At 40.8% G+C, this 23,517-nt stretch carries 22 protein-coding genes and 1 pseudogene; 3 read left to right on the forward strand and 20 right to left on the reverse strand.

The features are described 5' to 3' along the window. Nucleotides 1-6: 6 nt before the first annotated feature. From BBI08_RS13405 to BBI08_RS13455, 11 genes and pseudogenes are all read right to left on the reverse strand, one after another. Nucleotides 7-1,620, reverse strand: a complete 1,614-nt coding sequence (locus tag BBI08_RS13405; protein WP_008496929.1) for a M20/M25/M40 family metallo-hydrolase — start codon at nucleotides 1,618-1,620, stop codon at nucleotides 7-9. A 153-nt stretch (nucleotides 1,621-1,773) separates the two neighbouring features. Further along, complete coding sequence (locus BBI08_RS13410; RefSeq protein ID WP_008496928.1) at nucleotides 1,774-2,688, reverse strand: DMT family transporter; 915 nt, start codon at nucleotides 2,686-2,688, stop codon at nucleotides 1,774-1,776. Between the two features lie 43 nt (nucleotides 2,689-2,731). Then, a pseudogene (gene panF / locus BBI08_RS13415) lies at nucleotides 2,732-4,191 on the reverse strand (sodium/pantothenate symporter). Then, nucleotides 4,191-4,457 (reverse strand): YhdT family protein, encoded by a 267-nt coding sequence (locus BBI08_RS13420; RefSeq protein ID WP_008496926.1) that lies wholly within the window; start codon nucleotides 4,455-4,457, stop codon nucleotides 4,191-4,193. Before BBI08_RS13420 ends, panF begins: the two are co-directional and overlap by 1 nt. 133 nt (nucleotides 4,458-4,590) lie before the next feature. Further along, nucleotides 4,591-5,889 carry an efflux RND transporter periplasmic adaptor subunit gene (locus BBI08_RS13425; protein WP_040850565.1) on the reverse strand — a complete coding sequence of 433 codons (1,299 nt, stop codon included), beginning with the start codon at nucleotides 5,887-5,889 and terminating at the stop codon, nucleotides 4,591-4,593. Then, the gene (locus BBI08_RS13430) at nucleotides 5,882-6,574 is read right to left on the reverse strand and encodes a hypothetical protein (RefSeq protein WP_040850564.1); all 693 of its coding nucleotides are present in this window, start codon (nucleotides 6,572-6,574) and stop codon (nucleotides 5,882-5,884) included. The genes BBI08_RS13425 and BBI08_RS13430 overlap by 8 nt, the downstream gene beginning before the upstream one ends. Before the next feature lie 1,075 nt (nucleotides 6,575-7,649). Continuing rightward, nucleotides 7,650-7,877, reverse strand: coding sequence for a DUF2187 family protein (locus BBI08_RS13435; RefSeq protein WP_008433044.1), 228 nt, complete (start codon nucleotides 7,875-7,877; stop codon nucleotides 7,650-7,652). Between the two features lie 100 nt (nucleotides 7,878-7,977). Next, on the reverse strand, nucleotides 7,978-8,919 hold the full coding sequence (locus BBI08_RS13440) for a C40 family peptidase (protein ID WP_008496922.1): 942 nt from the start codon (nucleotides 8,917-8,919) through the stop codon (nucleotides 7,978-7,980). Nucleotides 8,920-8,943: 24 nt separating this feature from the next. Continuing rightward, the gene (locus BBI08_RS13445) at nucleotides 8,944-9,867 is read right to left on the reverse strand and encodes a S66 peptidase family protein (protein ID WP_008496921.1); all 924 of its coding nucleotides are present in this window, start codon (nucleotides 9,865-9,867) and stop codon (nucleotides 8,944-8,946) included. A 521-nt stretch (nucleotides 9,868-10,388) separates the two neighbouring features. Further along, nucleotides 10,389-10,859 carry a hypothetical protein gene (locus tag BBI08_RS13450; RefSeq protein ID WP_008496918.1) on the reverse strand — a complete coding sequence of 157 codons (471 nt, stop codon included), beginning with the start codon at nucleotides 10,857-10,859 and terminating at the stop codon, nucleotides 10,389-10,391. Between the two features lie 310 nt (nucleotides 10,860-11,169). Continuing rightward, nucleotides 11,170-11,541: a hypothetical protein gene (locus tag BBI08_RS13455; protein ID WP_065528213.1), complete on the reverse strand. Its 372-nt coding sequence runs from the start codon at nucleotides 11,539-11,541 to the stop codon at nucleotides 11,170-11,172. Between the two features lie 192 nt (nucleotides 11,542-11,733). On the opposite strand from BBI08_RS13455, the gene BBI08_RS13460 reads away from it, so the two are divergent. Together BBI08_RS13460 and BBI08_RS13465 are read left to right on the forward strand one after the other, a co-directional pair. Further along, on the forward strand, nucleotides 11,734-13,272 hold the full coding sequence (locus BBI08_RS13460; RefSeq protein WP_237146547.1) for a hypothetical protein: 1,539 nt from the start codon (nucleotides 11,734-11,736) through the stop codon (nucleotides 13,270-13,272). Further along, the gene (locus BBI08_RS13465; RefSeq protein WP_008496916.1) at nucleotides 13,269-15,992 is read left to right on the forward strand and encodes a DEAD/DEAH box helicase; all 2,724 of its coding nucleotides are present in this window, start codon (nucleotides 13,269-13,271) and stop codon (nucleotides 15,990-15,992) included. Before BBI08_RS13460 ends, BBI08_RS13465 begins: the two co-directional genes overlap by 4 nt. 63 nt (nucleotides 15,993-16,055) lie before the next feature. On the opposite strand, the gene BBI08_RS17150 is transcribed toward BBI08_RS13465, so the two are convergent. After that, nucleotides 16,056-16,199 carry a hypothetical protein gene (locus BBI08_RS17150; protein WP_008496915.1) on the reverse strand — a complete coding sequence of 48 codons (144 nt, stop codon included), beginning with the start codon at nucleotides 16,197-16,199 and terminating at the stop codon, nucleotides 16,056-16,058. 17 nt (nucleotides 16,200-16,216) lie between these two features. Beyond that, nucleotides 16,217-16,627, reverse strand: a complete 411-nt coding sequence (locus tag BBI08_RS13470; RefSeq protein ID WP_008496914.1) for a single-stranded DNA-binding protein — start codon at nucleotides 16,625-16,627, stop codon at nucleotides 16,217-16,219. A gap of 290 nt (nucleotides 16,628-16,917) precedes the next feature. On the opposite strand from BBI08_RS13470, the gene BBI08_RS13475 reads away from it, so the two are divergent. Further along, a complete protein-coding gene (locus tag BBI08_RS13475; RefSeq protein WP_008496913.1) occupies nucleotides 16,918-17,349 on the forward strand; it encodes a YwpF family protein in 432 nt (143 codons plus the stop codon). Nucleotides 17,350-17,440: 91 nt separating this feature from the next. On the opposite strand, the gene fabZ is transcribed toward BBI08_RS13475, so the two are convergent. The 7 genes from fabZ to atpD form a co-directional block, all read right to left on the reverse strand. Then, nucleotides 17,441-17,878, reverse strand: a complete 438-nt coding sequence (fabZ, locus tag BBI08_RS13480) for a 3-hydroxyacyl-ACP dehydratase FabZ (protein WP_008496912.1) — start codon at nucleotides 17,876-17,878, stop codon at nucleotides 17,441-17,443. A 64-nt stretch (nucleotides 17,879-17,942) separates the two neighbouring features. Beyond that, complete coding sequence (locus BBI08_RS13485; protein WP_008496911.1) at nucleotides 17,943-18,206, reverse strand: DNA-directed RNA polymerase subunit beta; 264 nt, start codon at nucleotides 18,204-18,206, stop codon at nucleotides 17,943-17,945. 97 nt (nucleotides 18,207-18,303) lie between these two features. Then, nucleotides 18,304-19,320 carry a rod shape-determining protein gene (gene mreB, locus BBI08_RS13490; RefSeq protein ID WP_008496910.1) on the reverse strand — a complete coding sequence of 339 codons (1,017 nt, stop codon included), beginning with the start codon at nucleotides 19,318-19,320 and terminating at the stop codon, nucleotides 18,304-18,306. 226 nt (nucleotides 19,321-19,546) lie between these two features. Continuing rightward, complete coding sequence (gene murA / locus BBI08_RS13495) at nucleotides 19,547-20,845, reverse strand: UDP-N-acetylglucosamine 1-carboxyvinyltransferase (protein ID WP_008496909.1); 1,299 nt, start codon at nucleotides 20,843-20,845, stop codon at nucleotides 19,547-19,549. Nucleotides 20,846-21,196: 351 nt separating this feature from the next. Beyond that, on the reverse strand, nucleotides 21,197-21,430 hold the full coding sequence (locus BBI08_RS13500; protein ID WP_008496907.1) for a DUF1146 family protein: 234 nt from the start codon (nucleotides 21,428-21,430) through the stop codon (nucleotides 21,197-21,199). Nucleotides 21,431-21,648: 218 nt separating this feature from the next. Continuing rightward, on the reverse strand, nucleotides 21,649-22,053 hold the full coding sequence (locus BBI08_RS13505; protein WP_008496906.1) for a F0F1 ATP synthase subunit epsilon: 405 nt from the start codon (nucleotides 22,051-22,053) through the stop codon (nucleotides 21,649-21,651). Between the two features lie 24 nt (nucleotides 22,054-22,077). Beyond that, a complete protein-coding gene (gene atpD / locus BBI08_RS13510; RefSeq protein WP_008496905.1) occupies nucleotides 22,078-23,493 on the reverse strand; it encodes a F0F1 ATP synthase subunit beta in 1,416 nt (471 codons plus the stop codon). Between the last annotated feature and the right edge of the window lie 24 nt (nucleotides 23,494-23,517).

The raw sequence follows: 23,517 nt of genomic DNA on the forward strand, positions 1-23,517 counted from the left end.
GCCGCCTTAGTGGCGACTTTTTACGGGTATCGAGAGGATCATGTCTTCTAACAGTACTGGCATTTCTTCGAATGTGTTTTTGATGTGTAGTCGTTCTGTACGTTTGTGGGCATCTTTTCCGTAAGGACCGACGTTTAAGACAGGCGCCTTTAGCTGTTTCATCGCTTGGAATGGGATGCTGTATGAATCGCCATAAACAGGTGTGTTATTTTCGTACGCTACCCAGCCGTCACTTTGGTCGTTGTAGCTGACGTAGCTTAAGTCTGAGATGCCGTTGAAGAAATGACCTTGTTTGACTTCGAGGTCAAATTTTTCTTTGGCGTTTGCTGTGACTTGTTCGACGCATCGTTTAACGAGTTCATTTTCGGAAGAGTTGACGGACGGGTAATAAGGTGGTGCAAACATAAGCACCATTGCCGGCGTCAATTCTTGGCAGTTAATGAGCAAGATGTCTGCGACGTGCATAGATTTTTCACGGATGTCTAAATCCGGCATCATTAATGTGTCGTGCAATAAGTCTGTGATGTAGTCGTGGCCGAATTTATTGCGTGCGTATTGGATTAGTTTTTCATAACGCATGACGTTGATACCACCGACGGGTTCGATATTTTCACGTTCGCACATGGCGTGGTAATCCCGTTCGCAATGGGCTGCTGCTTCGATTGCGATGTTCTCAAAAATGTCGAAAACTTCTCCTGCGTTGCGTTCCATTGTGAAAACGTTGTACATCGCAGAAGTGCGGTAAGGCGTTTGTGCTGAGTATTCTAGTTTCATATCACGTTGCGTTAGCGTTACTGGCAACGGTGTTGTTTCTCCGTAAACCACTTCTTTAAAGCTTGTGTTCCATTCCATACGATGTGTTAAGTAAGTTGAGATATAGCTCGATGTGATGCCTGATAGCGGTTCCCCAACATGGGTTTCTTTACCATAAAATAAAGCGGAGGGCATAATTTTCCCAATAGATCCCGTATATAAATAATGGGAGGTATCTCCGGGTTTCATTCCAAAGACAGGCTCACCGTTTAAGAATAGAATATATTCTAAGCCGTGCTCACGCTCAAGGTCGAGCAATCTCGATACTCCGTAGCGCATGCCTGCTGAGTTTACTTCTTCGTCTGGAACTGTTAAGAGCAGTAAGTTGATCGGCCAATTTTCGATAGAAGCTTTTTCAATCAATGACATGTGAAGCGCAAGTCCGGCTTTCATGTCCATCGTGCCACGGCCAAATAAATATTCTCCTGAATCGAGATCACTTAATGTATCGGCATCTAATTCGTCGCGAATAAGTTTAAAGGCTTCGCCTAATTCTTCCGGACTACATGCTAAAGGTTCCAAATCGCCATATTCCCCTGTGTGCACAGTATCAAAATGGCTAAGCAAGACGATGGTATCCACTGCTTCTGGATGTTTGTAAAGTGCAGTGATGCTTTGGCGTTCCCAATTCACTTCACTTGCGCTAATATATTCAGGATGTTCCTGGTAATATGGTAGCTCCATCAATTTCTCTTTTAGCTTGTAAGAAAATTCCACTTCTCCATCTGTTAAAGTCATACTTTTCCAGCTGACAAGTTCACATAATAATTCCTGTAATTTTTCTGGCGTTCCCCATAATGTAGCCACGGCTCTTCACTCCTCTAGTTGCTTAAAGCTATCTATTTATCTATCTACTTCTCATTATAGTTACTTGTACTCCAAATAAAAAGAGGGCTGCAAAAAAACTCCTATGTTCGTAATACATTGACTTTTTCTCGAATCCCCCCCACAAAAAACGACTCAACGTGCGAGCCGCTTTTTGCGTTTTTTCAATAAGTCTTCCGCTGCACCTGAACCGAATAACACACCGATTACAATAAGTACTAATCCGTAAATATGACCAGAAGTGATTTTTTCGTTTAATAACACACTTGCGCCGACTAATGAAAACAAGGTATTCAAGTTCATGAAGATCGCCGCTTTTGTTGGTCCTGCTTGTCCAATTGAGTAATTGTAGAGCATATGGCCAACCGCTGTTCCGAGCATCGCGGAGAACACAAAAGCGATCCAAAATGATATAGGCACTGACGCGAACGCTTGGATTTCCCCTGGTTCTTGTATGAGTGAAATGATAAACAATACGAGTGAACCTGTCACAAACATATAACCTGTCAAAATGCGTGGATCAAGTGTACGAGCTGCATTGGCAATAACAATATAGCTCAACACTTGAGCCAATATGGATATGAAAACAAAGATATCTCCTACGTTTAACCCAGATGTCGCACCACTTCCAACCATCACTGTCGCAGCCACACCGGCAAACCCAATGACCACACCGAGCCATTGCAGTTTTGACGGGTAATTGCGCATAATGAGCGACACAAGCACAGCTGTTAACATTGGACCCGTCCCTAAAATCAATCCGGCATTTGAACCCGTCGTAATCGATAAGCCACTTGATAAGAAATAATGATGTGCCACAACATTAAGTAAAGACCCGAGAAATATAAATTTCCATTCATTTTTGGCTGGCCAGCGTAACATTTTAAAGCTTGCGAGTATGGCCATTACCGATAATCCCGCTAACAAAATACGAAAAGCCGTTAACGTGACAGGGTCTACATAACCCAACATGTATTTGACAGCTGATAAATTAAAGCCCCACACAATCATTACAGCTGTTAAGATGCCGTAGATTTTCCATTTATTCAATCGCCAAGACCTTCTTTCGACTTTCCGCAGAGAAGTCTTTATTTTATTTATTTAATTGAACATTGTATTGATAAGCTTTTCTGTCGATCAACAAACTAAAGGCGATAAAAGCTGCAAGTGACAATAGCACGGGCAGCGTCACCGTATGTACGCCGAACAAATTGCCGTTTTCGATATTGTAAAAATGGATGGCGATATAACTCATAATCCCCGTCGCCATTGATGCAATCGCTCCGTATTTATTGCCCCATTTCCAATACAAACCAAGAACAATCGGCCAAATAAACGCCGCTTCTAACCCCCGAATGCGAATAAATTCAAAAAAATCAGCAGCTCTGGCGGATTTAAGGCAAGTAAGAAAACGATAATTCCAAGTATGCCTGTAACGCCAAACGAGATCCGTTTAATGGTTTTCATTGTGGCGTCAGGTTTCACATAATTCAAGTAAACGTCTTTAACAATCGACGAACTGACAAGTAATAATAATGAATCGACTGTCGACATAATAGCCGCCATTGGAGCAGCAAGTACGATGCCTGCAACCCACGGCGGCAAAGTTTCTAGCGCAATAAGCGGAATGACTTTGTCTCCAATTTCAATGCCTGGCATAACCGGACGTGCAAAGACACCGATCAAATGCATATTAAGCATAATAAATCCCGTAACGATTGTGCCGATAATTAACGCCCGATGCATTGAACGTGAATTTTTATACGACATGGCGCGTACTGCAATTTGTGGCAAGCCGACAACGCCGACTCCAACCAATATCCAAAATGATGATACGTAAGCGGCAGTCAAATTACCATCTGCGCCGTATGGCGTAACCAAGTTCGGGTTTTCATTGATCAAATCGTTGACGATATTGGGAATCCCGCCACCTGCGATAATAACAGCGATCAATAATACAAGCGTTCCGACGAGCATCACCGCTCCTTGCACGGCATCAGTTAAGGCAACCGCGCGGAAACCACCAATGGTCACATACACCAGCACACTAATAGCAAATAAAAATAAGGCCGAGTTATACGATAAGCCTGTCAGTGATTCGACGAGACGTGCGCCCCCAATCCATTGTGCGGCCATGGCAGAAAACAAGAAAACGATAATGCTAAAAGCAGATAATAACACAACAATCGTACTATTGTAGCGAGCTTTCAAAAAATCAATCATCGTAATCGCTTTATAGCGACGCGCCATAATGGCGTATTTTTTCCCTAGAATCATCAAAACGAAATAGCCTGTTACCACTTGCGCCATAGCGAGCAGTACCCAACCAAAGCCCATCGTATAGGCAGTTCCAGGGCCGCCAAGAAAACTCGATGCACTGCCATATGTTGCGACCATTGTCATAGCTAATACGAAACCACCTAGTTCACGACCACCTAAAAAATAATCACTAATAAAGTTAGAAGATGCCGATAGTTTCCGGCTCGACCAATAGCCGATAAAAAAGATAATCAATAAAAATGCCAGCATAGGGACTAATACTGCGTAATTCATCAGACATCCCCCTCTTCATCAAATGGGACTTCGGTGAAGAAGAATTTAACGATGACAATCACCAACACGCAGATCAGCACAAAGCCGACAACGCAGCTATAAAAAAACCAATCTGGTAAGCCGAAAATATAACTATATTCTTCAACAGGACGTGAGCCTAAACCATATGCAAAACCAAACCACCAAATAAAATTAAATATCGCCAAGCCTACACCAATCCACGCTTCTCGGTGAGCTATTTTAAAACGCCAATCCGTTTCTTCCATCCCATACACTCCCGTCCGTTTTTCTTAATCTCCATCTATCGTACACTATTGTCTGCTCTAGATTAACCCGATTGACTTGCTTTTATAACAGCTAAAAACCCGAAAGCAGTGGCTCTCGGGTTGATCTGGTCTATTAACGTGCCAGTAAATATTCAACATACGCACGCCAATCCGTGTTTTTGGCGACTTCAAAATCAGGTTGATGACTCGGGAAAGGCATAAAGACTTTCGGAGGCGCAACAAAATGTTCCAGTTTCTCTTCGTGAATCACAACGGTGCCAGCTTCAGGACCTTTTGCCAATACTGCTTTTGCTCCTTTTTCAAACTCAGCAGTTACAGGTACCGTCTTTGGTCGCCCGTTAATGTTCAAGGTATGCGCTTTTCCAACTTCTCCGTCATAATCGAACAGCCATGGTGTTGGAAGTGCTACCGCATTTTCTGCTGTTTCTAACGTGATTGCTGTATTGACATTGCTACCGAAAGGCAATTTGCTTTCGACCGGCAACTCTACTGCAATTCGTATTTCATAATACGCTAGTGGATTGTTTTGTTCTTGTGGTTCTAATTCACGATAAGCTTCTAGCCATCTCGACTCTTCAGCAGGCATCTCGGAAACACTTTGAACCGTTCCTTTAGCGATACCTTCAATGCCTTCTCCTTGAATTTTGACTGAATCTGCCACTTCGACTAATGGCCATTCGTCTTCAAGTACATAGCTGAGGAATATTTTTTCATTCGAATAAATTTCAATGCTTAGCGGTTCTGTTTCTCGGTTGATTTTGGATACCACGCCATCTACTGGGCTGATGACTGACGGATTCGAAAGACTTTGCGCTAATTGCGCCTCTAGCACCGCTAATTGCGATTCGATCGAAGCGAGTTCTTGTTCAGCTTGAGCGATGCCTGCAGCGTATGAACCATCTTGTGGGACCGCTACTCCAACAGAAACATTGACATCAAACTCAATGGTCTCTCCGTCTTCATTGGTGATTTCGGAATTATTGGATGCATCTTGTGAAACCGGTCCACTTTGAGAAGATTTAGCCTGCTGAAGCGTGGCGAGTGAACTACTCACTTCGTTACGCTGACCTTCCAACGCAATTTTCTGCGTTTCCCATACCGCTCGCTGATCCGCCGTTTCCGCTTCATTTAATACAGCCAGTTCTGATCCAGCGGTTACACTGTCACCTTCTTGAACCGTCCATTGCTGCAGCGCTTCATGGTCCTGCACATAAATATCCACAGTTTCTTGCGGTGCCGTCAATGCCTCTTTAAACAAATCGATGGTGTATGTACCGGTGTACGCTTGTTCATAATCGCTGACATAGACACTTTTCGGCAAAATGCTTTTCTCGCCAAACATTAAAAGGCCATTAGCCGTTAAAAAAGCCACCACTGCAACAGACAACCCAACAAAATAAAATCTATTCAAAAAGACTCCCCCCATCCATAAAACCGCTCAGCATATCATCCGTCGGAATCAAACTAAACGATGCGACAATTAACGCCGCCAATATGTGGAGCATGATCAAGCCAAATAAAATCAGTTTCGGGTTAATTGTTGTAAAGCTGCGGATAAATCGATATTGTACGGCAATAATTAGCGACGTGAAAAGCGTCAGTTGATTAAAGAAATAAATCAAAAAGTGATGATCTAAAAATGTAGCGGCAATCGGTCCAAACGAGAAAATCGATACGGACATCGTAAAGCCGGTCAACGCAAACAATAAGAATATCAATCCTTTTTCAATAATCAGCAACGCAAGCACGTATAGTTGCATAATGAGTGCCGCGCGCCAAGCCATTTTCACGATTTTCCCGAACAAAAAAGCCGCTCCGTAAAGGTGAAAAGCCAAATAAAAACCTGCCCAAAGAAGTGTCCCCACAAGAGAAGTCCAGCGGGCTAATGTATAAGCATCCCACATTCCTGCTGCTAAAATCGGCGTCAATGAATCTGTATTCATGCCCCAGATCTCACCCATTGCGAATACGATAAGGCCCATCGCAAAGATCCAGGCAATGCGCTTGTTGACATCGCGCATTTCTGTCGTTTTTATATTATGTATAAGTTGTCCTTGTCTCGGGAAAAAGTGCCAGAATTTGAAATCTGATATCATGCGTAAAGTTCCTTTCAAGGCAATTGACGTTCTGCTTCACTATACTTTACCAAAAAAGTGTCATCTTTGGAACGCATTAGCTGGCACATTCTTCAATATTTAAACCGTTTGAGCCAAAAGACATAGCAGCGTGGTTGCAGTGTTGTCGTGGCTATGATGGATTTTTGTTTTAGTTGAACTTTTTTGGCTTTTACATGAACTTTTTGAGTGGTTACCTGAACTTTGCTGGCTCTTACATGAACTTTTCACTCTTTTACATGAATGGATACTTTTACAGCAACTTTTTCTCCCCTTACCCGAACTTTTGAGCTCTTTACCTGAACTTTTTTCACTCTTACATGAACTTTTCACTTCTTTACATGAATCCATGCTCTTACAACAACTTTGCCTCCTCTTACCCGAACTTTTGAGCTCTTTACCTGAACTTTTTTCACTCTTACATGAACTTTTCACTTCTTTACATGAATCCATGCTCTTACAACAACTTTTCCTCCTCTTACCTGAACTTTTGAGCTCTTTACCTGAACTTTTTTCACTCTTACATGAACTTTTCACTTCTTTACATGAATCCATGCTCTTACAACAACTTTGCCTCCTCTTACCCGAACTTTTGAGCTCTTTACCTGAACTTTTTTCACTCTTACATGAACTTTTCACTTCTTTACATGAATCCATGCTCTTACAACAACTTTTCCTCCTCTTACCTGAACTTTTGAGCTCTTTACCTGAACTTTTTTCACTCTTACATGAACTTTTCACTTCTTTACATAAATCCATGCTCTTTCAGCAACTTTTTCTCCTCTTACCCGAACTTTTCTGGCTCTTACATGAACTTTTTTCACTCTTACCTAAACTTTTCACTTCTTTACATGAATCTACGCTCTTACAGCAACTTTGCCTCCTCTTACCCGAACTTTCCAGCTCTTTACCTGAACTTTTCCCCCTTTTACATGAACCCTCCCATATTTCACCCAAGTGCACATAAAATCTCTATTTCGTTCACATAGCAACAACTCCCCAAAAAATCCAAACAAAAAAAGACTGCTCACAAGGAGCAGCCTTTCACTCTATCGAATTATGCTTCGATAATGCGGTATTTCTTATGTGAAATTACGGTCATGTTGGATGCCGCACCAATTTCTTTTGCGTCTTCTGGTGAAATTTCAACAATCACCGAGTTGTCCATAATTTTAAAGATGGTGCCGTTAACATCGACGCCGTTACGAGTGAAAGAAATCCATTCGCCTATGTAGCGTGCTGCTACGAATTCTGATACTTCTTTTTCATGGGGTTGGAAAGCCATCAATACCACGCCTCTCTTTTTAAAACGCTATCTGTCTATTATAGCATAAATTGCCTTCCATTTCATCTTTAAAGAAACGCTGCTTTTCGTTGCCTTTATTCTAGTCTTCTCTGTCTTCGATTTCTGTAAATCGGCGGATGGCACATAACTCCACTTCATGCTTTGTTCCTGCAAGTTCGATGATTTCAACTGACTTCCCAGGTTTTGGCGAATGCAGCATTAGCCCGTTGCCATAATACACGCCGACATGATGAATTTTCCCTTTGCCTTCTTCGTGAGCAAAAAACAATAAATCTCCAATATGCCAAGATTCAGCAGCACTCGGATCTACCTCAAAACCTTCTAATACTTGATCCACAGCATCGCGTGAAATGATTACGCCGTTTGCTTTCATTAAATTATACGTAAGCCCTGAACAATCTAAGCCGTAGCTCGACATCCCCGCCCATAAATAAGGCAAATCCAAAAAATCCGCACCAAGCTCGGCAATATCTACTCCACTTCCTTTTGGACTTTGACTGTAAGCACTAACGATTTCGACAGCTTCTGTCATCACTAATGCATCCCCATCTGGCGTTTGAAGCCGAATAAACTCGCCAATCTCTTTGACCGGCAACATCGTATTAAACGACACGACTTTTAGCGGTTTGAAATCTTCTGTCCAAAGCTGTGCTTTATTATGTTTGACGCGAGCATAGCCAAGTTCCGTTAAGTTTTCGACTTCTTTTAATTGACTAGCAGGTACCCACCCGGGATAGCCACGCTCATCTTTTTGACATGGTTGCCAAAGCGCAATGATTTTCGCCCAATCGTTTACTACTTCCTCGATCAACACAGGTTCCCCGTATAGCAGTTGCGTTTGGATTCGGTTACCATTAACCAAATCTTGATTGTCTTCTTGGCTCATGCTTTTTAGCCAGTTATTGATATTGGGATGTTCCGCAATTCCTTCTGCATCGACTGGACGCGCTTTTTCCGGCGCAGTCCAAACGGTTGCAACGGGAACACTACATACCCACGCCGTAGATTCTGTCTGCAACAAATTATTCACTCCGTTTCGGTTGTGTTATTCGACACCTGGAAGAATTGTTAAAGTTTTAGCATCTGCATCTAGTTTAGCAAGAGCACCCAACGGAACAGAAAAATGCGGTTCGCAATGTCCGATTTTAAAGCCTTTCACAACTGGAATTTTCAAATCACTAAAGTAATTGTCTAATACTTGTTCTAACGTCAACGATGGCTTGCGTTTTTTCGGCTCGGCATTTTTGAAATCGCCAATAATAATACCCGCAGCTTCATCAAATTTTCGTGCCATGCGCAAATGGTTGAGAATTTCATCCACTTCAGCCGGTTCTTCATCCACATCTTCAATCAATAAAATCTTACCTTTTACATCTAAATCAAACTTAGTACCGATTGCACTGCGAATCAACGACAGATTTCCTCCCACTAACTCACCTTGTGCCACTCCACCTACCATTGTTTCAAGTGGCGATACTTCTTCTGTGTAATGCAATTCAAATGGTCCAAATAATTGGCCGAACATACGTCTGCTGCGTTCGTGAAATTCTGGTTTCCCTACATCTGATGCCAGCATCGAGCCATGGAACGTCACTAAGTTTGCGTATTCGCCAATTGCTGTATGTAAAAAGGTAATATCCGAATAGCCCCAAAATACTTTCGGGTTTTCTTTAATCATGGCGTAATCGATTTGATCTGCATATCGTGCAGCGCCGTACCCACCGCCTGCACAAAAAATACCGGATACTTCTGGATCTTCAAACATTGCGTGCAAATCGGCTAAGCGTTCTTCATCTGTTCCAGCTAAATAGCCGTTAACTTCGTAAACTGACTTGCCAAGTTTTACGTTTAAGCCGAGCTCTTCTAAAAACGGCAATGCTTTTATTAAATTTTCTTGATTTGGCGGACTTGAAGGTGAAATCACACCAACCGTATCGCCTTTTTTTAATCGTTTTGGTAACGTTCTCACAAAATCTACTCCTTTTACTGATTTAGTCTTTCTTCAGTACTATGACTCAATGTACCAATACCGCATTAAGAGTTCAATCGAACCGCTACCGATTGTTAACAAAATTAGAAGAAATAAAATCTTTTTATTTTACTTTTTAGAATTTTTAGTTATTTTGTACGATGTTTATTATAAATCATTCATTTATACTAAAAACAAGTTAGCAAACAGCTTAACTTACAGTAAGATCTTCCAAAAAAAACTTTTGTAAAAGGAGCGGATGAAGATGATGAATTTTGATAAAGTACTAGAACTAGGTTGGGGAGATCTTGCAATCGGAATCGCTGGCTCTACAGCAGTTATGCTGTTTATCAACTTTTATACTTTGATGTAAGGGGTGACCTATGAATAACGCAGATACTTAAAAGCTCTTTTCCGAATCCATCGGAAAAGGGCTTTTAATATGGATTTTTCCGCATTTAAAAACGCCTCTCCCAGTTGATCCGGAAAGACGTTTTTATCCATAGGCTGCTATATTCACTTTACAAACCTCCATGTAATTGTTCTGATTCTCGCTGTTGGGTCAATAATGCATCAAACATCGCCCGGTCTCCTGAACTTAGCGCTTCATCAATCATGCGACTGTAGTTTGCCTGTTCTAAAAAATGAATGGCATCCGTCGCTTCTTTTCTCGTTTGGTCATTTACCTCAATTACTTCTTCTCTTTCTTCCTGCAGTATTGCTTGGAGATGTTTGTGTATATCAGACACGAGCAACAATTGGTAAAGAGGCAAGCGGATAAAGCGATTGCCTTTTTGGAAGACGAACACTTCAGAAAGATTCTCTACTTGAAACGTATTGAGGTTGACGATAATTTCTTTACCTTCCACCGGAATAAAGTGGAACAGCTCGTCATCTTTCATAATTGAGAAATACTGATAAGCGAACACAAATTTAACTAGATGCCCTTCTTTCTTCGTATAGAACGGCTTCATAAGTTTTACATGCAACATTATAATCACCCCTCTTTTTATTTTTTAAATATTCTGACTACCTTAATTATAGCATAAAAACATCTATTCGAAAATAGAAATGCATAAGAATTATCTTATATAGTAGACGTTTCCGAAACCATTTTGTCACATTTTTTATAATAAAAACGCTATTGCCGCTACCTTTTATCCCCTCTTAAGAATCAGTTGATATTGTTTATATGTTATCAACAACAAATTATCCCCCCAGCTGAGACTCACAATCCCAGAAATAAAAAAGCCCATCAGCTACCTACTATGGCTAGCTCACAAGCTTTAGAGAACGGTTACATTATTTTCGTGTGCGCATTCGTTGATGACGGTGACGCGGAGGCATAACCATAAAATGCATTTCGTTCGGTTTGATATAAATCGATACCTTCTCCATAATATACGCCACCAAATGCTGAAACTCTTCATCGGACATTTCTCGTTTATAAAAAACAATTCGATTCATTTTGAAATCGACTTGCACCTGCTCCAAATAATCCGGAAATATACGTGGGTCTTGAATGCTGTAACAATCACCATCTGATGAAATTTGCCAACTGATCTTACCAAATACCAACTCAGCTCTCGCATAGACTACTTCCCAACCCAACACGTCCTTTGGATGCAAAACAGAGCGCAAGTCAGGAATTTCTAAAATAAACGAATTGAACAACGAACATTCTCCTATCCGAAACAATATAATTAGGTCTTTACTACTTTAATAGTACCATTTAACTTACATAAAACAATATTCCGAAAAAAATAAATGCATGGGTTTCTCACCTGTTTCCCCACTAACTATTCTTCATCATTTACGGAGCAGTCTGAAAGACGTATAATAGAGGGAAAGTTTTATTTTGGGGCGATGCATATGGCTACGGTTCAATCCCTGGCGAAAAGATTCGAAGATACAATACACAATTATATGGCTGCTATCGACAAATCACTTCTGCCGACCCGTGCGTTGGATGAAGAAATGGTTCGAAAAGCAGTCTTTTTAGTGCGGCATGACGGGGTCCAGATTCAGTCATTCAATGAAGAACGCCTCCTACTCGAGGCAATTGTAAAAGATGCACATTCTGTTAAGGTAATCCTTAACTTCGATAAGCTCACGGCAATTTGTGCTTGTCCGCAAGAACCAATGTGTCGCCACCGGTTGGCGGTCATTTTTGCACTTTACCAAAAAATCGGTTCTCTATCTGAATGGGTGGCTACTTGGCGTGAACCTGAAAGCAAACAGATGGCCTTATTGTCTGAAAAACGTTCTCCTGAGCAATGGACCAAACTAATCCGCAGCATTTGGCGTGATGCCATTCCTGATTATACGACACGCAATTATTTTTATTATGAACAAATGTATGAAGGGCGCTTAAAAAATGCTTTGTCTTACGTGCCGTTAGAACGTGAGTGGAAAGTCCTTTACCGTACCTATGCTCATTTTATCTCGCTAACTGAAGTATGGTCGACGTTCATCTCAGGCACTCAAGAAGTTCATCATTCGTTTTTTAAAACGTGGTTTGATGACGAACTTCATGAATTACGTGATTTGCTTGGACAGTTGCGCGTGCAACACCGAACATTCGAAGCAGATGCTTTTTTTGAACATTTGAAAGTTTTGGTTCGGGAATTTATCGAAGTGAAGGATTCTTCGTTTTCACAACGCTTTTCCCTTTACCAGCTATTTTGGACCAATTTGTATACGACAAGTAGACTCCGTGAAAATGAACTTGTCGCTTTAAAAAATCCGGATGAACGTTTAAGAACTTTCTTTAATATTCTCTTAAAAAACGATCTGGATATTAAAAAAATATCACCAAATGAAACACATGACTGGGTCGCTTTAGCTGTTCTTGCTGAAGATGAAAATCACCTGCAAGCCTTAACGAATGTTTTGTTGGCGATCAAGCCCCATGTCAAAACCTTCTTATTTGAAGGACTTTACACACAATACCGTCATCAATACGTTCGAACGCTTAGCCGCTTGTTTTCACAAATCGAATTAAGTGAACTAGATTGGGAAGATTTGTTCAAGCAATTTGGCCACTATGGCTTGCCAGCGTACTCGGCTTATTTAATCGAAAAACAAATGTATAAACAATGGGCAGAACTGCATCACCTTCATAATTCTCCTTTGTATTTTGCTGAGGAATGTGGTCTTAAAGAAGTACAAAACGCAGCACCGGATTACGTACTTCCTCTTTTCCACCGATATGCATTATCCTATCTGGAAGAGCGTAACCGCCCAAGCTATAAGCAAGCGGTCCGCATCTGGAAAAAGATGAAAGCTGCCTGCAAAAAAAGCGGTCAAATGGAGTTTTGGACTGCGTACATCACTGAAATCCGCACACAGAATAAACGCTTGCGTGCACTCCAGGAAGAGATCGAGAAAGGAAATCTTATATGAATCAATTCCAAACTGAAGGAAGCCGTCTCTACTATTTAACCATCAATCGTGGAGAACTTTTCCGTATCCAGGCCGCCAATGAATCCGGCAATCGGATTCCACCGGAAATCTGGAAGTCGTACTTGTATTTTCTGGATAAAGATAGTTTTTACGGCTTGACTGCACAAACTGATGGGTTGGATTTGGTATTAACACCGGCTGATTTTGTTCGTTTGTTCCAAAATGAACCTCATCATTACGTGACGTTTGCTGGACAACGTGCAGAAGATGAAAGTTGGCTAAAGCTTGCTGAAAAAGTCGCTGACTCATTAAGTGACCCTAATTTATGGGACCATGTATCGGTTGAAGCAGATGATATTGTAATTAGTGCAAAGTATGGAGATAACGAAATACGTGCGTTTCTTGCCGATACTATTCATCATCAATTGCGTCAAAAAGGCTTGACTGTTGCCCAACTGCCTTATATTCAAGGCTTTGTCCAACAAGCAGGTTGGCAAGGTTTACCTGATGCTGATGATTATGTGGTTGCGCTGCAATTGAGCGAACCCGATGAAGATGAATATTGGTCTTTTAAAGTGGTTATGCGTTCAAAACGTGGCAGTGTTTATTGGTCTCCTTCTAAACGTCGTACAAATGAACCTATACCTACAGCATTACCAGAGAAATGGCGTTCGTTTGCGCCAGATATTAAAAATCGCCAAGCCTTACTACTAAGTTTATGCCCTTCTATTGAGAGCTTTGATGAAGACCGTTTTTACCATGTTGAATGGACAGATGCAGAAATTCTTGAGTTTTTGCGTAATGATGCAGAAATCTTGCAAGCTTTTGGAGTTGAAGTGTCTATTCCTTCTTGGTTAAAAGCTGTTCAAGAATCAAAAATTCGTGTCAAAGCTAATGTGAACTCGACCATTAAAAAAGCTTCTGTTGTCGGTCTTGACCAAATCATCAATTTTGACTGGCAGTTTTCGTTAAATGGTCATGATCTTAGCATGCAAGATTTTCAGCGCTTAGTTTCGGAGAACAAGGAATTTATCCGCATCGGTAATGAATGGGTACGTGTGGATTCAAACTTGCTGATGCAATTGCGGAAAATGATTGAAGAAGCAGAAGATGCCGATTGGACCATTAAGGATATGTTGTTCCAAAACGTACCGGAAATCATGCTTGAGGAAACAACTGAAGAAGATGATCCACTCGTTGAATTCCATTTAAATAGATCCTTAAAAACGCTACTCGACAAACTTCTTGATAAGCGTGATTTACCGGAAACAACATTGCCACAAAATTTATTAACCGAGCTACGTCCTTACCAAAAAATCGGCTTTGATTATTTGGTGTTTATGCGACAAGAAGGCTTTGGACTGTGTTTAGCAGATGATATGGGTCTTGGAAAAACGGTTCAGCTCATTACTTATTTACTACATGTTCACGGGAAAAAACCTGATCAACCATCGCTAATTGTTTGCCCAACTTCTGTACTCGGTAACTGGCAAAAAGAGTTAGAGCGCTTTGCTCCTGATTTGAAAGTAGTCACGCATTACGGCAGTGTCCGTCCAAAAGGCGAAGAATTTAATGCCTTTTTAGCTAAAGAAAAACCCGATGTCGTATTATCGACTTACGGTATTGCTTCTTCTGACGGCGAGGAAATGCAAAGTTTGCATTGGTCGAGCATTACACTCGATGAAGCACAAAACATCAAGAATATGTACACAAAACAATCGCGTACTATCCGTAAATTCAAAGGAGATCATCATATTGCCTTGACTGGAACGCCGATTGAAAATCGCTTGTCTGAGCTATGGTCGATATTCGACTTTATCAATAAAGGCTACCTTTACCGTATCAAGCAATTTCAAGAAAACTTCATGATTCCAATCGAACGCGATAATTCTGAAGAACATAAAGAAAAATTGCGTCAGCGAATTCAGCCATTCCTGCTGCGTCGGACGAAGAAAGATCCGGACTTGCAATTAAATTTGCCTGAAAAACAGGAACAGCTGGAATATTGTCCACTGACACCCGAACAAGCCGCTCTATATGAAGGCTTGGTTCAGGACACGGTGCAGAAAATGGAGACGCTCACAGGCTTCGAGAAAAAAGGACTTGTATTGAAAATGTTAAGCAAATTAAAGCAGCTATGTAACCATCCGTCTCTTTATTTAAAAGAGCCTTATACGAACGCTGCTGAAATTCTTCCTCGTTCTCAAAAACTAGAGCGCATTGTGACCTTAGCCGGGGAAATTGCAGAACGCGGGGAACAATGTTTGATATTCACACAGTACATCGGTATGGGGCATATACTGCAACAAGCGATTAATGAGTTGTATGGTCATGAAGTGCCATTCTTAACCGGTAGCATGCCAAAACAACAGCGTGATACGTTAGTAGCTCAGTTCCAAGCTGGGAAATTCCCTATTTTCATCTTGTCCTTGAAAGCAGGCGGCACCGGTCTAAACTTAACGGCCGCAACGCATGTTTTACATGCCGACAGATGGTGGAATCCAGCGGTGGAAAATCAAGCGACTGACAGAGCTTATCGTATTGGTCAAACTCAATTCGTTCATGTCCATAAGTTTGTGACAATCGGAACAATTGAAGAAAAAATTGATTCTCTATTGGTTCAAAAACAATCGATGTCTGAAGAGTTTATTCAATCCAGTCAATGGATGACCGACCTTTCGGATAATGACTTGAAAGAACTGTTTACTTATTCACTATAACTAGCGTCAAATAATCCGGCCAGGTCCCCACCTGGCCGGATTTCCCCTTTTAGACATGAAACCTTACCCTTTTTGAACAGCACAGAAGATTGTTTTCAATTCACTTAGTTCCCGCTCCGCTTCTGCCAATCGTTGATGCAGCAAAGCGGTTAGTTCGATCAATTGCTCCATATGCACTTCTAATTGTAGCTGCACATCTTTTGGCATCTCTACGTACCTCCTTTCTATGCGTTTACTTGTTCAGTTCCTGGCGGTTGGAAATCGAAGTCTGCATCGTTTTGCGGCGGTTCTTGCTGAGATGTGGTTTCTTCTTGCGCTTTTCTTTTATCGAGGAACCGGATTTGGTCGCCGAGCACTTCTGTTACGTAAATACGCGTTCCGTCTTCTTTATCATAGGAACGCGATTGTAAGCGACCGGTAACAGCTACTAAAGATCCTTTTACACAGTATTTCGAGACATTATGAGCAGGCCTTCCCCAGGTGGAACAAAGAACAAAATCTGTTTCTGTTTCTCCTTTCTGATTTTTATAATTTCTTGAAACTGCTACGATGAAGGAAGTATGTATCCGACCTTCATTCATGACTCGCATCGTGGGATCTTTTGTTAAGCGACCTACAATTCCGACTTGATTCATTTTCTCACCTCCTTTTGCTTATTTAGAGCATACTAAGAAGATTGAATTCTTTGCAAAATCGAAAAAATAATTTTTCGTCGATTTTCTGCTTTCATATTTCATTTTTGACATTTTCTAAAAGATTTATTGAGATTTCTTTTCTTGAATTTATTCGCTTTCCACAAAATCTTAGCGTTAAGTAAAACTCATATTTGGTAAAATACTGTTATTTTAAAATGGCGGTTTTGATTCGCGGACTAAATCTTCAATATGCTATACTGAAACAAAGCTAGTATGGGAGGCATCGCCGCATGAAAACATTTAAAATGCTGTCATTAGGCATTGATAAAGAAGATCAAGTGACTGATTATCCGGTACATGATGGCATCATCATAAACCAGGAAAATAAAGAGCGTTCGTGGATTCTTGAGATGCTTATCGATTTACCGCACCAAGAAACTTTTGATCGCCTAAAAGAAAGTAACGAAACAATAGCTGTACAAGTTGTCATTTCTTATCCTAAAAACGAACCTGCACCTTTTGAGGTCGTTGTTAAAGATGTTAAAATCATGGGCGATTATGTTTCGATATTAATGAAAGGTACGTTAAAACGGGCTCGTCGAAAATACGCAGAAACGCTTCTTTCTGAACTGTTAGAGGATGGACTTGAAGGACAAGAGTTGCTTGAACGATTTGAAACTGATATGCGCACTCGTCCAGGACTTCGTAAAGACGAAGTATAAGACCGTCCAAAAATTCCATAAATAAAAAAGCTGTTGTCGAAAGTCACTAAATGACTCTCAACAACAGCTTTTTCGCAAGTAAATTTTATTATTATTCTGAAGCGACTGGTCCTAAAGCAAAAAGAATATCACATTCACATGCAAGCTCGCCGTCTACTGAAGCAATTGCATGCCCTTTGCCCATTGATCCGCGCAGTTTTGTTAACACAACTTCTAAGCGTAATTGATCTCCTGGTATAACTTGTCGCTTAAAGCGGCAATTATCAATTCCTGTAAAAAATGCTAAACGGCCTTTGTTCGCATCTAACTGCAAAACAGCCGCTGCGCCAACTTGTGCCAATGCTTCAACGATTAACACACCTGGCATAACAGGGTAACCTGGGAAATGTCCATTAAAGAAATCTTCATTCGCAGATACATTTTTTAAACCAACAGCTTTTTTTCCAGCTTCGATTTCTAAAATGCGATCTACCATCAAAAATGGGTAGCGATGTGGTAAAATTGCTTGAATTTGTTCAGTTGTCAACAAACGATCCATCTCCTTTTTCTACATTAAAGGGTAATATACACGATAAACTACTTCATGTAACGCTTTATTTGCCACCCATAATATCTAATATGTGCTGCCATGTTTCCCACTTCAATGCATCGGCGGGACTACCGTCACCAATTACACCAAAGCCTATCATTACACCTAGAACAGCCGCTAAGGCGATTAAGGCGATCACTATAACTATACGTAGCCAAATTGGAAATAGGCGTATTTGAACCCACCATGTCTTTTTAGGACTTTCTGGTTCTGCCACATCACTTTTAGCTTTTTTTCGAAGAGAAAAGTTTTTCTTCAGTTCAGCCATTCACTTTGTCAACCTTTCCATCTACTGAATTCTCGAATTTCAACTGAAACACGAATTTTTAAACTCTAATTATTATAACCAGAAAGTGCGATTTTTGCTATCTGCTGTTTGGCCTTGTTTGTTTAGTGCGAAAAATATTTTCTTTTGCTTCTAGCATTAAACCAGTACCTAGCACAACGCATTCCATCGGATTTTCTGCAATTGAAATCGGAATTGCTAATTTCTCAGATAAATGTTGGTCTAAACCATTTAACATTGCACCGCCACCAGTTAAAACCGCTCCACTTTCAATAATATCTGAAGCAAGTTCCGGTGGTGTTTTTTCAAGCACAGCACGCGTAGCTTCGACAATAGCATCCACTGATTCTCTCAAAGCTTGTTCAATTTCAAAAGAACTGATGGTTAAAGTTTTTGGATATCCAGTTAAAATATCACGTCCTCGAACTTCCATCTTTTTTTCTTCAAGCTGTTTACCTGCTGTACCGAGTTCTATCTTCATTTTTTCAGCAGTTTTTTCACCTATCAACAATTTATGTTCTTGCTTTATATATTTCATAATTTGCTGATCAAAGCGATCACCTGCCACTTTAATCGTTTCACTCGCTACAATGTCTCCCATCGATAAAACGGCTACATCTGTAGTTCCGCCTCCAATATCTATAACCATGCTAGCATTCGGCTGATAAATGTTAAGTCCCGCACCTATTGCAGCTACTTTGGGCTCGACTTCGACATATACTTTTTTAGCTCCTGCTTTTTGTGCGACTTCACGAATGGCATTTTGTTCGATACTCGTTATATTTGTCGGACAACAAATCAAAATACGTGGCTTGGACATAAAACCTTTTAGTTTTAAAATGTGCACGAAATGCTTCAGCATGGCTTCAGTCACATCAAAATCGTAGATGACTCCGTCTTTTAGTGGACGAATCGATTCAATATGCTTTGGTGTTCTACCTAGCATTTTGCTTGCTTCTTTTCCCACTGCCAGAACTTCTTCAGTTTTTCTGTCCCTAGCTACTATAGAGGGTTCGTTTAAAATAATTCCTTTACCTTTAACATATATTAATACATTTGCCGTTCCAAGATCGATCCCAATGTCTTTAGAAAACATTCAGCCCACGCCCCTTTTAAGCCATTTATTATGCTTTAACAGTTAAGTAAGTCATTATTTTCTAAGTTGCCAGTATGAAGGCCTTTAATAGGACTCAAAACCTTCTCTTAACTGAACATTTTATCATAGTGAGGATTGCATTGACAAAAAATCCTTGCATCCTTTTGTTCCATTAAAAAAGCTTGCGGAACTGGTAACCAGCCCCGCAAGCTTTTAATAAATGGTATTAGACCAATTGCTCGACTTTTTCTTCAACTTGTTCAACAGTTACACGCTCAATATCAGCGCCTAAAGCAGCAAGTTTTGTATGGAAGCCTACATATCCACGATCTAAATGATAAAGTTCGTTAACTCGTGTAATTCCATCTGCAGCAAGACCTGCAAGAATCAATGCAGCTGCAGCTCTTAAGTCTGTAGCGGCAACTTCTGCGCCTTGTAGTTTAGATGGCCCTTTCATGATGACAGAACGCCCTTCAATCTTCACTGAAGCGTTCATGCGACGGAATTCTTCCACGTGCATAAAGCGATTTTCAAAAACAGTTTCTGTCAAGATGCCGTTACCTGTTGCAGTAAGCATTAATGACATCATCTGTGATTGCATATCTGTTGGGAATCCTGGATGTGGCATTGTTTTAATATCAATTGAACGAAGTGGACGGTTAGAGCGAATACGTAATCCTTCTTCAGTTTCTTGAATATCGACACCCATTTCACCCATTTTAGAAATTAAGGCAGCCATGTGTTCAGGAACGGCGTTTTCGATGATTACATCGCCTTCAGTAATTGCTGCAGCTACCATAAACGTTCCAGCTTCAACACGATCCGGAATAATATAATGCGTAGCTCCATGCATTTCTTCTACACCTTCAATACGCATTGTATCCGTACCTGCACCGATAACGCGACCGCCCATTTCATTGATGTAGTTAGCCACATCAACAATTTCCGGCTCTTTAGCAGCGTTTTCGATAATAGTTGTACCTTCAGCCAACGCAGCAGCCATCATAATGTTTTCCGTAGCACCAACACTTGGGAAATCTAAATAGATTTTCGCTCCGCGTAAACGGCCATTTGTTTTAGCTTCTACGAAACCATTACCAAAGGTAATACTCGCGCCCATTGCTTCAAATCCTTTTAAGTGTTGATCGATTGGACGTGAGCCTATTGCACAACCACCTGGTAAAGCTACACGCGCAAAACCATTGCGTGCAAGAACCGGTCCCATTACTAAAATAGAAGCGCGCATTTTACGAACGTATTCGAATTGGGCTTCGCTTGATAAAGTTCCTGATGCATCAATTATCATTTCATTTTTTTCCGGGAAATATTCAACAGATACGTTTAAGCTTCTTAAAACTTCTTGAATTGTATAAACGTCTGCTAAATTTGGTACTTCTTTAATAATGCTCTTTCTGTTTGAAGCTAGTAATGCTCCAGCCAATACCGGTAAAACTGCGTTTTTAGCTCCTTCTACCCGTACCTTTCCCTTTAATTTTTGGCCGCCTTTTACGATAATCTGATCCACAAATATACCCTCCATATGTTTAATATTCATATATATATACCTATTTACGTTATAAAGTCCAATGTCATTCTTAAGAAACAAAACCTTACTCATATTACCTTCTTTATTAATAAAAATCAAGCAAATTTACTCTCATTTTGTGCTGAATTTCGATTCGGACTCTATGTTATTCGAATAGCATGTTATTTTTATGTCCGTCAGGGAAGAAAGTCATATTTTAGTAACAAGCTATTAGACCTTTTCCCCTTGATAACGCATTTAAACCTTATACAAGAATATATTTCCCAGGAAATAAATATTTTGCCGTTTTGCCATAGCCATGAATATCAAAGACATGGCAAAACGGCAACTTTAAAACAGGTAAGGCAATTGCCGTGACCAAGATGAAATATTTAGGAAGAAAGTAGATACCAAGGTCCCGATTGAAATACTAAGAAAAATATACAAAATTTGTGCCTGTAAAATATGGTGTTTGTGAATCAATTTCTCAATCATTAATGCACGCATTGCATAGAAAGCAACACCCGTGAAGAAAATATGACTAAAGATTGATATTAAAGCGTTTTGCCCGATCATGGTTTCCATATAACCCATCCTTTCGTCGATAGTAATTCAACTTATTTATCAAAAAGAAAAAGCGGACAAAAGTCAATTGCCCTTCTGTCCGCTTTCGCTTTTCTTACTGTCTAGCTTCAGTGCCCAGATTCTAGGATCATAAGCCACCCTGACTGTGCGGCAAAGAACGCCGCTTTGTCAGTACGTCTTATGCCCGTCGAATCTACACGGGCTCTTACGCTTTTCTTTTAAATGTTACCCTCATAAACGTTGATACGATTCATCGCACGCTTTAACGCCAATTCTGCACGTTTAAAGTCGATTTCATCTTTATTTGCCTGTAAGAGTGCTTCTGCACGTTTTGCGGATTCTTGAGCACGAGACAAATCAATATCTGTCGCGCGTTCAGCCGATTGTGCAAGGATAGTCACTTTTTCAGGGCGGATTTCAAGAAATCCACCGTTTACAGCAACTAATTCTGTAGAGTTCTCTTTCTTCAATCGGACTGCACCGATTCCAAGTGGAGCAACTGTAGGAATGTGACCTGGTAAAATACCCATCTCACCTGTTGCTGTAACTGCAATAACCATAGATACTTCTGAATCGTATACCGGGCCGTCGGGAGTGACAATATTGACTGCAATGGTCTTCATTTTTTTCCCTCCTGGTCCCTGGTTTTAGACTTCTACGCCCATGCTTTTAGCTTTTGCAATAACCTCTTCAATGCGGCCGACTAAACGGAAAGCATCTTCTGGCAAGTGGTCATATTTCCCATCAAGAATTCCTCTGAATCCTTTGATCGTTTCTTGAACTGGAACATAAGAACCTTTTTGGCCAGTGAACTGTTCAGCAACGTGGAAGTTTTGAGATAAGAAGTTTTGAATGCGGCGTGCACGGTTAACCGTCAGCTTGTCTTCGTCACTTAACTCATCCATACCAAGGATTGCAATGATATCTTGTAATTCTCTGTAACGTTGTAAAGTTTCTTGAACTTCACGTGAGATTGCGTAATGTTCTGCACCAACAATTTCAGGTGACAATGCACGAGAAGTTGAAGCTAAAGGATCTACCGCTGGGTAAATACCCATCTCAGAAAGTTTACGCTCAAGGTTAGTCGTTGCATCTAAGTGAGCGAAAGTTGTAGCCGGAGCCGGATCCGTATAGTCATCGGCTGGTACATAAATTGCTTGGATAGATGTTACTGAACCTGCGCTTGTTGTTGTAATACGCTCTTGTAATTGACCCATTTCTGTAGCAAGTGTTGGTTGGTAACCAACTGCTGATGGCATGCGACCAAGTAATGCCGATACTTCAGATCCTGCTTGTGTGAAACGGAAGATATTGTCGATGAAAAGAAGAACGTCCGCGCCTTGTTCGTCACGGAAATATTCAGCCATTGTCAAACCAGACAAAGCAACACGCATACGTGCGCCTGGTGGCTCGTTCATTTGACCGAAAACCATTGCCGTTTTCTTGATAACGCCAGATTCGCTCATCTCATGGAATAAGTCATTTCCTTCACGTGTACGTTCACCAACACCAGCGAATACGGATAAACCACCGTGTTCTTGAGCGATGTTGTTGATTAATTCTTGGATAAGAACTGTTTTACCTACACCGGCACCACCGAAGAGACCGATTTTACCACCTTTAATATAAGGGGCAAGCAAGTCAACAACTTTAATACCTGTTTCAAGAATTTCAACTTCTGTGGATAAATGTTCGAATGTAGGTGCAGAACGGTGAATCGGGTCACGACGCTCTGTTAACGGAATTTCTTCCCCTAAATCGATAATTTCACCAAGTACGTTGAATACACGACCTAATGTTACATCTCCAACTGGAACAGAAATTGCTCTGCCCAAGTCAGTTACTACTGAACCACGTTGTAATCCATCAGTAGATTCCATCGCGATTGTACGGACTGAATCGTCACCAAGGTGAAGAGCCACTTCAAGCGTCAAAACGACTTGAGCTTGTCCGGGACGATCAATATTTACAGTTAGGGCATTATAGATAGCTGGAAGTTGGCCGTTAGCAAACTTAACATCTACAACTGGTCCCATAACCTGAAGAACGTGTCCTGTGTTCATGCTGTTCCCTCCTGTCTTACGTTT

Origin of the sequence: Planococcus halocryophilus, assembly GCF_001687585.2 — a bacterium.
GTDB lineage: Bacteria > Bacillota > Bacilli > Bacillales_A > Planococcaceae > Planococcus > Planococcus halocryophilus.

What these genes read in the sequence shown, in the direction of transcription:
- BBI08_RS13420 (WP_008496926.1), bottom strand. Translation starts at nt 4,457, where the DNA reads ATGGAAGAAACGGATTGGCGTTTTAAAATAGCTCACCGAGAAGCGTGG.
- BBI08_RS13430 (WP_040850564.1), bottom strand. Translation starts at nt 6,574, where the DNA reads ATGATATCAGATTTCAAATTCTGGCACTTTTTCCCGAGACAAGGACAA.
- BBI08_RS13435 (WP_008433044.1), bottom strand. Translation starts at nt 7,877, where the DNA reads ATGGCTTTCCAACCCCATGAAAAAGAAGTATCAGAATTCGTAGCAGCA.
- BBI08_RS13450 (WP_008496918.1), bottom strand. Translation starts at nt 10,859, where the DNA reads ATGTTGCATGTAAAACTTATGAAGCCGTTCTATACGAAGAAAGAAGGG.
- BBI08_RS13460 (WP_237146547.1), top strand. Translation starts at nt 11,734, where the DNA reads ATGCATATGGCTACGGTTCAATCCCTGGCGAAAAGATTCGAAGATACA.
- BBI08_RS13465 (WP_008496916.1), top strand. Translation starts at nt 13,269, where the DNA reads ATGAATCAATTCCAAACTGAAGGAAGCCGTCTCTACTATTTAACCATC.
- BBI08_RS17150 (WP_008496915.1), bottom strand. Translation starts at nt 16,199, where the DNA reads ATGCCAAAAGATGTGCAGCTACAATTAGAAGTGCATATGGAGCAATTG.
- BBI08_RS13470 (WP_008496914.1), bottom strand. Translation starts at nt 16,627, where the DNA reads ATGAATCAAGTCGGAATTGTAGGTCGCTTAACAAAAGATCCCACGATG.
- BBI08_RS13475 (WP_008496913.1), top strand. Translation starts at nt 16,918, where the DNA reads ATGAAAACATTTAAAATGCTGTCATTAGGCATTGATAAAGAAGATCAA.
- BBI08_RS13485 (WP_008496911.1), bottom strand. Translation starts at nt 18,206, where the DNA reads ATGGCTGAACTGAAGAAAAACTTTTCTCTTCGAAAAAAAGCTAAAAGT.
- mreB (WP_008496910.1), bottom strand. Translation starts at nt 19,320, where the DNA reads ATGTTTTCTAAAGACATTGGGATCGATCTTGGAACGGCAAATGTATTA.
- BBI08_RS13500 (WP_008496907.1), bottom strand. Translation starts at nt 21,430, where the DNA reads ATGGAAACCATGATCGGGCAAAACGCTTTAATATCAATCTTTAGTCAT.
- BBI08_RS13505 (WP_008496906.1), bottom strand. Translation starts at nt 22,053, where the DNA reads ATGAAGACCATTGCAGTCAATATTGTCACTCCCGACGGCCCGGTATAC.
- atpD (WP_008496905.1), bottom strand. Translation starts at nt 23,493, where the DNA reads ATGAACACAGGACACGTTCTTCAGGTTATGGGACCAGTTGTAGATGTT.